Raw genomic sequence first — 11,804 nt, forward strand, 5'->3', positions numbered from 1 at the left:
TCTTTACGTACCCCGCTCAGTCAACGGGGAAGCTAATCAAGATCGAAACGAATGAGTAGCCATTCAAATATAGGCGCTGTTCCCCAGTTGTTCTGCCAAGACATGATGCGGGACGTTTTTTTCATTTTTGAACCTCTAACGATCACGTCTTCATTTAATCCCCGGTTTTACATCCGTCCCTTCCTAAAGGCCTCGCTATAAAAAATCCGTTTGCATATTGACTTGGAGTTAGCTCCAAATGGTAAGCTCCATTATATCTTCCAGGAAGAGGAGAGGATTGATCAATGGAGTATGTCAAGCTTGGAAATACCGGCTTGGATGTATCCCGGCTTTGCATCGGCTGTATGAGCTTCGGTGTGGCAGAGAGATGGATTCATCCGTGGGTGCTTGATGAGGAACACAGCCGTCCGATTATTAAAAAAGCACTTGAGTTGGGCATCAATTTTTTCGATACGGCGAATGTGTATTCAGACGGAACAAGTGAAGAAATTCTCGGACGCGCATTGAAAGATTTCGCCCGTCGTGATGAAGTCGTCATCGCGACGAAGGTTCATTTCCCCATGCGTCAGGGTTCCAATGCCGCAGGGCTTTCCCGGAAGGCGATTATGACGGAAATCGACAACAGCCTTAGACGTTTGGGAACGGATTATGTGGATTTGTACCAAATCCATCGTTGGGATTATTACACGCCGATCGAAGAAACGATGGAAGCTCTTCATGACGTTGTGAAGGCGGGGAAAGCGAGGTATATTGGCGCTTCGGCCATGTATGCATGGCAGTTTTTGAAGGCCTTGCATGTGGCCGAGAAACATGGATGGACCCGGTTCGTATCGATGCAGAATCATTACAACCTCATATACCGTGAAGAGGAGAGGGAGATGCTGCCGCTGTGCAAGGAAGAAAAAATCGCCGTGATTCCGTATAGCCCGCTTGCCAAAGGAAGGTTGACGCGCGATTGGGAGGAAAAGACGCATCGTTCCGAAACGGACCAAGTGCAGAAAGCCCAATACGATGCGCATGCGAACGCCGATCGGTTGGTCGTGGAACGGGTGAAGACCATCGCCGAAAAACGCGGCGTTCCCCGCGCCCAAATCGCGCTGGCCTGGTTATTGCAAAAGGAACCCGTCACCGCTCCCATCATCGGGGTTACGAAAATGTCCCATCTCGAAGATGCGGTAGCTGCGCTTTCAGTAAAATTAACGCTTGAAGAAATGGCGTTCCTGGAAGAGCCGTATGTCCCTCACCCGATCATTGGTTTTCAGTAAGAATGGAAGTCAGGAGATGAATCCATCCGTATGATGACAATCGCAGAAGTAAGTGAAAAATTTGATCTTTCACAAGATACACTGCGCTATTATGAACGCATCGGACTGATTCCTCGCGTAAACCGCAACAAAAGCGGAGTCAGAAATTATACGGAAGAAGACTGTAAGTGGATCGAATTTATCAAATGTATGCGAGGCGCAGGTCTTCCCGTAGAAGTGTTGATTGAGTATGTCGGGCTGTTTCAGCAGGGCGATGAAACCCTTGAGGCAAGGAAAGAACTCTTAATCGAGCAACGCAATCAGCTGATCATGAGAATAGAAGAAATGAAGAAAACGTTGGAACGCCTGAATTACAAAATCGAAAGATATGAACAGGCTATCGTCGCAAAAGAAAAAACGCTGAAAAGGCCGGAGAATTAATCCTCGCCTTTAGCCTGGTTGCATCCGAGGAGGGAGGAATCGTGGAACGCCTTTGGACGAAGCCGTTTATTCTGATGTCCGCAGGGATGCTTTTCCTGTTCACCGGTTTTTATTTGTTGCTTCCGACGCTTCCGCCGTTCATCAAACAGATGGGCGGCAACGAAGCGGAGGTCGGTTTGGCGGCCGGCGCCTTTATGCTGTCTGCCGTTATGATTCGTCCCATCGTCGGCGGTCTGCTGGATCGGTTCGGCAGGCGTCCGTTTATCGTCTGGGGGCTGCTTCTATTCGCCTTGGCGATGTATATGTACGACTGGATCGGCGGTATTGCCGTTCTGATGGGACTCCGCATATTGCACGGGATGACCTGGGCCGTCTCCACAACCGCCGTTTTCACGGCGGTTACGGATATCATCCCGTCCGCACGCCGCGGAGAAGGCATGGGCTGGTTTAGTACGGCCATGACCTTGGCGATGGCGGTCGGCCCGATGCTCGGCGTTTGGGTGATACAAAGCTTATCGTACCACGCTCTGTTTCAATTCGCCTGCGCTCTTTCTGCCGTAGCGCTGCTCCTGACATATAGCGCAAAAGTGCCTTTCCGGCAGCAAACGGGCGAAAGGAGAATCGAATTTTTCGAGCCATCCGTCTTGCCTGTCGCGGCATCCGTCTTTTTTCTGACCATCGCTTATGGCGGAATTACCACGTTTGTCCCGCTGTTCGCAGACTCGATCCAAGTCAATTCCGGCACGTTTTTTCTGGCCTATGCCGTAACCCTTGCCCTGATCCGCCCCATTGCGGGAAAACTTTCGGACCGGCACGGCGAGTCATTCGTTATTATACCCGGGCTTGCGGTAACGATTTCCGCTTTACTTGTATTAAGCATTTCCACGGGATTGTTCGGCGTGCTGGTTTCGGCGGTTCTGTTCGGGGTTGGTTTCGGATCCGCGCAGCCGGCTCTTCAAGCGGCAACGATACGACTGGCCCGCCCGGATCGGAAAGGGGTTGCGAATGCTTCTTTGTTGACAGCAACCGACCTTGGCATCGGGCTTGGCGCGATCCTGTCGGGCTGGGTTTCACAGCACACGAGTTACCAGGTGTTGTTCACGGTCGGCGCCGCGTCGGTTGCGATGTCGTTGTTGCTGTTCGCGTTCTTTGTGGTACGTTTGGTGAAAACCAGGAGTACGCCTTCTGACACCGATTCTCGCCTGGACATGATGAGAGTCCCCAAACGATTTGAAAGATAATGAACATTGTTCATGGATCGTTTCACTAGCGGTCACACTTTATTTAGGAGAAGGAGTAGAGAAAAACATGTGTAAAATCCATGCTCTAAGCGTCCCAAGGGCAAAAGCGCCGTTTGAAAAGACCACGATTGAACGGAGAGAATTACGTCCGGACGATGTCTTAATCGACATTAAGTATTGCGGGATTTGCCACTCCGACATTCACAATGCTTACGATGAATGGGGAGGCGGAATGTTTCCGATGGTTCCCGGTCACGAAATGGCCGGAGTCGTAACAGCCGTTGGACCAAAAGTTACGAAATTTGCCGTTGGCGATCGCGTTGGCGTCGGTTGCTTCGTCGACTCCTGCGGAGAATGCGAATACTGTCTCCGCGGCGAGGAGCAATTTTGTACGAAAGGCGTTGTCTTATCCTATAATTCGCTAGACTACGACGGCAATCCGACGTACGGAGGATACAGCCAAAAAATCGTTGTAAAAGAAGATTTCGTTGTCCTTATTCCCGACGCACTGGATTTGGATGTGGCAAGCCCGCTATTGTGTGCCGGCATCACCACATACTCTCCATTGAAAAAATGGAGTGCCGGCCCAGGCAAGAAGGTTGCTATTGTGGGAATGGGGGGACTTGGCCACTTGGCGGTCCAATTCGCCCATGCCATGGGTGCTGAAGTAACGGTCTTGAGCCAGTCTCTGAATAAGAAAGACGAAGCACGGAGTTTGGGTGCAGATCATTACTTTGCAACCAGCGATCCCGCTACATTCTCGGCGTTGGCTAGCCGATTTGACCTCATCTTAAACACTGTGTCTTCGAATCTCGATATGGATGCGTATTTATCCATGCTTCGCGTAGATGGAACGCTGGTCAATGTCGGTGCGCCAAGCCAGCCGGACAAATACAATGTCTTTTCGTTAATCATGCATCGCCGCAGCATTGCGGGTTCACTCGTTGGCGGAATTCGGGAAACGCAAGAGATGCTCGATTTCTCCGCTCAACACGGCATTGCTCCTAAGATTGAAATCATCCGTGCCGATCAAGTGGACGAAGCGTATGGGCGTGTGCTTCGCAGCGATGTGCGGTATCGGTTCGTTATCGACATGGCTACTTTGTAATTTGGAAAGATGCACTTTATCCTCTTGGGTTTACTCTAATGAAAGCGTTCATAGGTCCCCCCTTCCGAGGCGAAGGGGGTTTTTCAGGTTGCGGGATGATTCGTCTTGTTCCGGAAGCATGAATTGTGGCATATCCATTTTTGCAAATGCAATACGATAAAATAACGGAGCGATCCAAGGATGAACGGCATGTCCTCTCCGGCAAAGGAATTGATCGGGAAAGGAGGAGGCGATCCATGGAAACCATCGGAAAGAGCGTTTACCGAAAAGAAGCCCCGGACAAAGTTACGGGCGCGGCGAAGTATACGGCGGATGTTCAGAAGCCGGGCATGCTGCATGCGAAATTGGTAATCAGTCCGTATGCTCATGCCAGGATCAAGGACATCGATATTTCCGAGGCGCGGAAAATGCCGGGCGTTCGAGCCGTCCTGACGGGGCAGCCGACACCGCTTGTGGGCGAGGAAATCCGCGATCGTCCTCCGATCGCGTTCGGAAAGGTACGGTATCACGGCGAACCGGCAGCCGTCGTCGTGGCCGATACGCCGGTTCAAGCGCAGGCCGCGGCCGAGCGAATCCGCATCGCTTACGAGCCCCTTCCGGTCGTCAACAGCCCGGCCGACGCCCTGCGCAAGGACGCGCCGTTGATCCACGAGAACCTGGAACAGTACGAAAAGGGCGTCATGACGTATGCCGAGCCGAATACGAACATCGCCAGCCGAATCCGAATACGGAAAGGCGACGCAGCGAAGGGATTTTCGGAAAGCGACGTCATCGTCGAAAACCGAATTTCCTTTGCCCCGTCCGACCATGCCGCCATGGAAACGAGATGCTGCGTCGCCGAAATCGCCGCGGACGGCACCGTGACGATCATCACTTCATCCCAGGCCCCCTTTATGGCGAAAAAGATCATCAGTGCCGCTTTCGGCGTCGAGATCGGAAAAATCGTCGTTCATGCGCCTTTGGTCGGCGGAGCGTACGGAGGCAAAAGTTCCGTTCAATGGGAAATCATCGGCTATCTGGCCTCGAAAGCCGTCGGCGGAAGGCCGGTGAAGCTGGATTATACCCGGGAAGAAGATCTCCTCACGGCGCCTGTTCATATCGGACTTGACGCCACCGTAAAGCTCGGATGCAGCAAAGACGGCAAGCTGCTGGCGGCCGAGATGGTCTATTTGTTCGACAGCGGCGCCTATGCGGATAAGTCTCCCAATCTCAGCCGTGCGGGAGCCGTCGATTGTACGGGCCCTTATCATATTGACCATGTCTCGTGCGATTCCTTAAGCGTATACACGAATCATCCTTATCCGTCGGCGTTCAGGGGATTCGCCCATTCGGAGGTTTTGTTCGCTTTTGAACGAACGATGGATATGCTGGCTGCCAAACTTCAAATGGACCCGTTGGCGCTTCGGCGCAAAAATGCCATTGCCCCCGGTCATACGACGCCCACCCAGGTGCTTCTGAACACAAGCAATGTCGGCAATTTGCCGCGATGCCTGGAGAGGCTTCAAGAGCTGATGAATTGGGAGGAAGGGGCGCTGATCCGGCTGTCCGACCGCAAAGTCCGCGCCAAAGGCATCAGCTGCATATGGAAAACGTCGACGATAGAACCGGACGCCTCTTCGGGCGCCGTTTTGCTGGCGAATCCGGATGGAAGCATCAACCTGGTGTCGGGCGTCGTCGAAATCGGAACCGGTACCAAAACCGTTCTTGCCCAAATGCTTGCGGAAAAGCTGCGGATGGACGTCAGCCGGATTCATGTCAAAATGGAGGTCGATACCCAAACGACCCCGGAGCATTGGAAAACCGTAGCCAGCCGGGGCACGTTCATGGCCGGCAGAGCGGTGCTGGCCGCTGCGGAAGACCTGATTCGCCAGTTGAAGGATATCGCATCGCGTGTGTTAAGATGCTCGCCCGACGATTTGGAGGTGGGGGGCGAGCGAGTGTTTTTGAGGGATGACCCCAAGACGGGCATTTCCATAAAGGATATCGCGTACGGATATACGTATCCGAATGGGAATGCCATCGGGGGGCAGATCATCGGCCGCGGAAATTATATATTAAGGCATTTGACCTGCCTGGACCCCGAAACCGGCGCCGGCGTGCCCGGACCGGAATGGACGGTAGGCGCGCAGGGGGTTGTGGTGGAATATGACCGGCGGGATCATACCTATCAAATCCTCAAAGCCGTTTCCGTCATCGATATCGGCAACGTTCTGAATGCCAAAGCGGCCAGAGGTCAGGTCATCGGCGCGATGAGCATGGGTCTTTCCTTCGGCGGAAGGGAGACGTTCGAAATCGACCGGAACGGCATCGTGCTTAATCCGCAACTGCGTACGTACCGGCCGCTCCGTTTTGGCGAGCATCCCGAATATATCGTCGATTTCGTAGAAACCCCTCAGTTGGATGCTCCGTTTGGCGCGCGCGGGGTTGGGGAACACGGTTTGCTCGGGATGCCCGCAGCGCTCGCCAATGCGCTTTCCCTCGCGTCCGGAACGGATTTAAACCGGCTGCCGCTCACCCCCGAATTCATCTGGAGAACGAAAAGGGGAACTTCCCATGATTCCGTATGACTTCGAATATTACCGGCCGGCATCCGTCGCAGAGGCGATTCGATTATACGGGGGGTTGGAGAAACAGGGGAAATCCCCCGTCTATTATTCCGGCGGAACGGAGATCATTACGCTTGGCAGGATAAATCTGGTCAAAACCGGCGCCGTCATCGACATCAAGCACATTCCCGAATGCCAGGTTCTCGGATTCGAACAAAATCGGCTCATCCTGGGAGCGGGGCTGAGTCTGACGAAGCTGGAAGAAGCGGACCCGTTTCCTCTATTAAGCAAGACAGCGCGGGAAGTCGCGGACCGCACGTCCAGAAACAAGATCACGCTGGGCGGGAATATTTGCGGACGCATTTTTTACCGGGAAGCGGTGCTGCCGTTCCTGCTTGCGGACAGTCAGGTCGTCCTTGCCGGAAGGGACGGCATCAAACGCCGGTCCGTTCATGACGTATGTAACGGAAATTTGCGGCTGGACAAAGGGGAGCTTCTCGTGCAGCTGCTTACGGAGCGTTCCTATCTGGAGCTGCCTCATGTGAGCATCAAAAAACGGAAGCAATGGGAGACCGGCTATCCCCTGATTACCGTTGCCGCGCTGCGCAAGGACGACCGTATTCGCGTGGCGTTCAGCGGATTGTGCCCGTTTCCTTTCCGCTCCGTCGAGCTGGAAGAGGAATTGAACCGGCGGCACGTTCCGCTTAAGACAAGGGTCGATCAGGCCGTCCGCCGCCTGCCTTCTCCCATTTTGAACGATATCGAAGGGTCCGCGGAATACCGGATATTCGTTTTAAGAAATTTGCTGGAGGATGTTATGGAGGAAATGGAGGGGAAATAAGTGCACCCGTCTTCATACGGCAAAATCGGCTTACATTTGAATATCAACGGGGAAGAAAGAACCGTAACGATAAGACCGGCGGATACGCTCCTTGACGTGCTCCGGGAGCATCTGGGCTTAACCGGCTCTAAACCCGGCTGTCTGAACGGGGACTGCGGCGCCTGCACGGTGATCGTCGGCGACCTGCCCATGAAATCGTGCCTGATGCTTGCGGTTGAAGCCGCAGATCATCAGGTGATCACGATCGAAGGGCTGAACCATGCGCCGATCCAGCAAGCTTTTATCGAAAAGTTCGCGTTTCAATGCGGCTACTGCACGCCGGGGTTTATTATGAATGTCCATGCTTTAATCAACCGCCATCCTCAAGCCGACTGCGAAACGGTCAAAGAGTGGCTCAAATCGAACATTTGCAGATGCACCGGTTATACGGAAATCGAAGAGGCGGTTAGGTCTTGTTTGCTGCCATGAATTTCATGGATTCGATCTGACGGACTTGGTATGATACGACTCAAGCTGAGAAGCCGACGGATCTCATTCGTTGGTTTTTTGTGTTTAAATCACAACCAAGAGGAGCCATTCAGTATGACGAGACGCCTTCAAGCCTACATCCTGCTCTTAGCGATTGCGGTTGCCGTCGGAACCCTGTACTCCCCGGTACAGAGCAGCGCCGCCGCGCCCGCAACCTACACGTACGGCAATACGTGGGGGAACGTGCAGAACGATGCGATCGTCGCGCAAAGCGGCGATTGGATCTACTTCAATCCCCGCAACGCATCGAGCGGAGAGAACGCCTACCTCTACAAGATGAAAAAAGACGGAACGAGCGTGACGAAGACACCCATCAAGGCGCAGTACCAATTGAATATCGTGAACGGATGGGCATATTTTAGCGGCAGCAAAGGGTACTATTACCGCCAGAAGCTGGACGGCACGATGAAGCAGAACTTGGGCTTCAAGGGCGAAGACATCCAAATCGTGAACGGCTGGATCTACTATCTGGACGCCGCGAAGCATTCGCAGCTCTGGAAATCCAGTCTCGACGGCAAGACGAAAAAGATCGTCACGAAAGACCCCGTTAACGATGTTCAGGTTTTAGGGGATTGGATTTTTTACGTGAACGGCAAGGACGGCAATAAGCTGTATAAAATCAAAACAGACGGTACGGGCCGCACGAAGCTGAACAATGCGTTTGCCGTCAGCTACATGCTTGTCAACAAGGATTGGCTCGTTTACGAGGCGAATCAACGCATCTACAAGCTTCGCACCAACGGGAAAGACCTGTCGGTTCTTACGGAAGACCAGCCGGGCCCGATGAATACCGACGGCAAATTCGTCTACTACGCGAACAACGACGACGACCGGAAGCTCTACCGGATCTCGCTGGACGGCAAGACGAAGCAGAAGTTGACCGACGGCATGACCACCTTCATCCACGTCATCGGCTATTGGCTGTACTTCACGGAACAAGTCGATTACTAGCCCCTTCTTGCGCTCGACGCTTAGCTGTCGCTGCGGGAATACGGCTTGACGCTGGATTCCCTGACGATAAGCCGGGGCTCGAATTCCACCCTCTCGTATTCCAGAGGCTCCGGAGACTGAATGCGCTTCAGAAGCAGTTCTGCCGCGAGGCGCCCGACTTCGGCGCCCATGATGGACACCGAGCTGATCTGCGGGCTGGTAACGGTCGTCCACAGGTTGTTGTCGATTCCGCAGACGGCGACATCCTCCGGCACGCGTACGCCCAGCTCCTTGAACCGGTTGACGATTCCGATGGCTACCATATCGTTTACGGCATAGATGGCATCCGGCATATTCTTCAAACTGTAGAAATAGTTCGCGGCTTGACGGCCCGTTTCGAACGAGAAGTCCTCTCCGAAGTAAACCAGCGAAGGATCGACCTGCCTTAACGATTGCTCATAAGCGCGGTAGCGCTCCTCGATTTTATCCTTGGGAGCGCCTGCATAGGCGATCCGCGTTCTTCCGATCTGCAGCAAATGCTCCATAACCAGCTTCCCCTCCTGCCGGGCCAGACCGACAATATCCGCCTTCAGGTCACGGCTGAGCGTTTTGCCGTAATTAATAACCGATACGGGAATGCCGGCATGGTTAATCATGTTTTCCAGCGTCTTGGGATACGCCAGGGGCATGATGACCAGCCCGTCCACATGGAGCTTTTTAATTTCCCGCAGCGTTTCCAATTCCAATCGGGCATTTCCGAGCGTGTTAATCTGCACGACCCGATAATCGTGCTGTTTGGCTGCCTGCTCGACGGCCCAGGCAATGTCGGGGATAATGGCGTTGCGGATATCGGGAACGGCAAGCGCAATTTGCCGGGTCTGCCGGATCTTGAGGCTTTGCGCGGAAGTGTTGGGTACAAACCCCATCTCGGCAACGACCTGCAGAACGCGCGCTTTCGTTTTCGCGCTGATTCCCCCGCTATTATTTAACGCCCGCGACACGGTGGCAATGCCGACGCCTGCTTGTTTGGCTACGTCCTCTATGGTCACTCTTTTTCTGTTCACCATGCGGTTTTACCTCTTTTCGATTTCGGAAACGTTTCCCGTCATAATCGGAAATTTTCAATTTTTGTTTCCATTATACTAATATGCGGCCTTTCCGTTCAAGAAGATTGACAACATTTTAAACTTGTGACCTGATGATTTAGGAAACGTTTCCTAAACAGCTGTTATCGATCTTATCTATCGAAGGAATCAGGGAGATGACTTTTCATGCAAGCTGTCAGGTGGCACGGCGTTAAAGACATTAGAGTGGAAAATATCGAAGAGCCCAAAGCGCTTAAAGGCAAAGTGAAAATAAAAGTCGAATGGTGCGGAATTTGCGGAAGCGATCTGCACGAATATGCGGCGGGTCCGATCTTTATTCCCAAAGACAGCCCTCACCCGCTCACGCAAGAGAAGGCTCCGATTGTGATGGGCCACGAGTTTTCCGGCCAGGTTGTTGAAGTCGGAGAAGGCGTGACGAAGTTCAAGCCGGGCGACCGGGTCGTCGTTGAACCGGTTTTCGCGTGCGGGGAATGTACGGCTTGCAGACAAGGCAAATATAATCTCTGCGAAAAAATGGGGTTCCTGGGTCTGGCCGGAGGCGGCGGCGGTTTCTCGGAGTATGTGGCCGCCGATGAACGAATGGTTCACAAAATTCCGGATACGTTGTCTTTTGAACAAGGCGCTCTGGTCGAGCCCTCCGCTGTCGCGCTGTACGCCGTCCGCCAAAGCCAGTTTAAAGTGGGCGACCGCGCGGTTGTGTTCGGAGCCGGTCCGATCGGGCTGCTTGTTATTGAAGCGCTCAAGGCTTCCGGGGCTTCGCGGATTTATGCGGTCGAACTGTCGGCAGAACGCAGAAATAAAGCGGAAGAACTCGGAGCTGTCGGCTTGAATCCGGCGGAAACGGACGTGGTAAGCGAAATCCGCCGTCTGACGGACGGCGGCGCCGATGTGGTTTTTGAAGTGACCGGTGTCCCCGTCGTGTTGACCCAGGCGATCCAGTCGACCAAGCTGGGCGGTCAAATCATGATTGTGAGCATTTTTGAGAAGGAAGCCCCGATCCACCCGAACCTGGTTGTCATGCAGGAACGCAATATTGCCGGCATTATCGGTTACCGCGATGTGTTCCCGGCCGTCATCAACCTGATGAATCAGGGCTACTTCTCCGCAGAGAAACTGGTTACCAAACGCATTGGCCTGAAGGATATTGTGGAACAAGGCTTTGAAGCGCTGCTCAAAGAGAAAAACCAGGTGAAAATTTTGGTCTCCCCTAATCTTTAATCATGTTGACCGGTTGAGAGAGTCTGCGAATCGCGCAGGCTCTCTTTGCGTGTGCGGAGGGTTATCCGGGAATATGGAATCTCCTCAAGAGGCATCCTCTTTAATTTTGAAAGGAAAATCTATACTTTTTAAAATGTCTACTTATGGGAGAATATGGTATATTCTCCTTGCAATACTTCCATATTTTAACACAAAAGGAGGGGTGTCTGCGAATTTCCGAGTTCGAGTTTGAATGACGGATGCTTTTGCCGCTTTATTGGAAGCGCTTCCCTGAATCGATCGGGACCTTGCCGATTCCGTTTGAGGAGCACCTTTACCTTTTATCCCAAATGAATAAGGAGCCATTCCTGTAATGAATGAATTCGAGGTTTGAATGAAAAAAGTACCTTCTGTATACTGGGGAACGTTCCGACCAAAGAACAAATCCCAGCGCAGGAGGCACTCTACAATGAAGTATAAACACGCCAGGAAACAGAATCAACGAATTCAACAAATTACCGAATCAACTCTTGTTGTCGGGGCCGACATTGCCAAGAAAACACATGTCGCCAGAGCCGTCGATTTCCGCGGAATCGAGCTCGGTAAAGACTGCGTGTTCGGC

The 11,804-nt window shown here is 52.9% G+C and carries 10 protein-coding genes and 1 pseudogene; 10 read left to right on the plus strand and 1 reads right to left on the minus strand.

All coding sequences use genetic code 11. From position 1 onward, the window contains the following. The first annotated feature begins 284 nt into the window (after window positions 1–284). The 8 genes from F560_RS0115605 to F560_RS0115640 all read left to right on the plus strand — a co-directional run bounded on the left by F560_RS0115605 (window position 285) and on the right by F560_RS0115640 (window position 8,900). Window positions 285–1,265 carry an aldo/keto reductase gene (locus F560_RS0115605; protein WP_019006686.1) on the plus strand — a complete coding sequence of 327 codons (981 nt, stop codon included), beginning with the start codon at window positions 285–287 and terminating at the stop codon, window positions 1,263–1,265. 30 nt (window positions 1,266–1,295) lie between these two features. Then, entirely contained in the window at window positions 1,296–1,685 is a 390-nt protein-coding gene (locus F560_RS0115610) for a MerR family transcriptional regulator (RefSeq protein ID WP_019006687.1), read from the plus strand. Window positions 1,686–1,726: 41 nt separating this feature from the next. After that, a complete protein-coding gene (locus tag F560_RS0115615) occupies window positions 1,727–2,926 on the plus strand; it encodes an MFS transporter (RefSeq protein ID WP_019006688.1) in 1,200 nt (399 codons plus the stop codon). A gap of 67 nt (window positions 2,927–2,993) precedes the next feature. After that, on the plus strand, window positions 2,994–4,034 hold the full coding sequence (locus F560_RS0115620; protein WP_019006689.1) for an NAD(P)-dependent alcohol dehydrogenase: 1,041 nt from the start codon (window positions 2,994–2,996) through the stop codon (window positions 4,032–4,034). A 236-nt stretch (window positions 4,035–4,270) separates the two neighbouring features. Then, window positions 4,271–6,601, plus strand: coding sequence for a xanthine dehydrogenase family protein molybdopterin-binding subunit (locus tag F560_RS0115625; RefSeq protein WP_019006690.1), 2,331 nt, complete (start codon window positions 4,271–4,273; stop codon window positions 6,599–6,601). Continuing rightward, a complete protein-coding gene (locus F560_RS0115630; protein ID WP_019006691.1) occupies window positions 6,588–7,421 on the plus strand; it encodes an FAD binding domain-containing protein in 834 nt (277 codons plus the stop codon). The genes F560_RS0115625 and F560_RS0115630 overlap by 14 nt, the downstream gene beginning before the upstream one ends. Further along, on the plus strand, window positions 7,422–7,889 hold the full coding sequence (locus F560_RS0115635) for a (2Fe-2S)-binding protein (RefSeq protein ID WP_019006692.1): 468 nt from the start codon (window positions 7,422–7,424) through the stop codon (window positions 7,887–7,889). Between the two features lie 114 nt (window positions 7,890–8,003). Next, window positions 8,004–8,900: a DUF5050 domain-containing protein gene (locus F560_RS0115640; RefSeq protein ID WP_019006693.1), complete on the plus strand. Its 897-nt coding sequence runs from the start codon at window positions 8,004–8,006 to the stop codon at window positions 8,898–8,900. A 20-nt stretch (window positions 8,901–8,920) separates the two neighbouring features. Here the strand turns inward: F560_RS0115640 and F560_RS0115645 are convergent, their stop codons facing one another. Then, window positions 8,921–9,946 carry a LacI family DNA-binding transcriptional regulator gene (locus F560_RS0115645; RefSeq protein WP_019006694.1) on the minus strand — a complete coding sequence of 342 codons (1,026 nt, stop codon included), beginning with the start codon at window positions 9,944–9,946 and terminating at the stop codon, window positions 8,921–8,923. A 204-nt stretch (window positions 9,947–10,150) separates the two neighbouring features. Here F560_RS0115645 and F560_RS0115650 point away from each other — a divergent pair, with 204 nt between their 5' ends. Beyond that, entirely contained in the window at window positions 10,151–11,203 is a 1,053-nt protein-coding gene (locus tag F560_RS0115650; protein ID WP_019006695.1) for a 2,3-butanediol dehydrogenase, read from the plus strand. Window positions 11,204–11,651: 448 nt separating this feature from the next. Then, window positions 11,652–11,804, plus strand: a pseudogene (locus F560_RS25635) (IS110 family transposase); the annotation flags it as partial.

The sequence above is a fragment of the Cohnella laeviribosi DSM 21336 genome (genome assembly GCF_000378425.1).
In the GTDB taxonomy this organism is placed as follows: Bacteria; Bacillota; Bacilli; order Paenibacillales; family Paenibacillaceae; genus Cohnella; species Cohnella laeviribosi.

Bases quoted from the DNA above. Each gene is read 5' to 3' on its own strand.
- F560_RS0115605 (WP_019006686.1), top strand. From the start codon at position 285: ATGGAGTATGTCAAGCTTGGAAATACCGGCTTGGATGTATCCCGGCTT.
- F560_RS0115610 (WP_019006687.1), top strand. From the start codon at position 1,296: ATGATGACAATCGCAGAAGTAAGTGAAAAATTTGATCTTTCACAAGAT.
- F560_RS0115620 (WP_019006689.1), top strand. From the start codon at position 2,994: ATGTGTAAAATCCATGCTCTAAGCGTCCCAAGGGCAAAAGCGCCGTTT.
- F560_RS0115625 (WP_019006690.1), top strand. From the start codon at position 4,271: ATGGAAACCATCGGAAAGAGCGTTTACCGAAAAGAAGCCCCGGACAAA.
- F560_RS0115630 (WP_019006691.1), top strand. From the start codon at position 6,588: ATGATTCCGTATGACTTCGAATATTACCGGCCGGCATCCGTCGCAGAG.
- F560_RS0115640 (WP_019006693.1), top strand. From the start codon at position 8,004: ATGACGAGACGCCTTCAAGCCTACATCCTGCTCTTAGCGATTGCGGTT.
- F560_RS0115645 (WP_019006694.1), bottom strand. From the start codon at position 9,946: ATGGTGAACAGAAAAAGAGTGACCATAGAGGACGTAGCCAAACAAGCA.
- F560_RS0115650 (WP_019006695.1), top strand. From the start codon at position 10,151: ATGCAAGCTGTCAGGTGGCACGGCGTTAAAGACATTAGAGTGGAAAAT.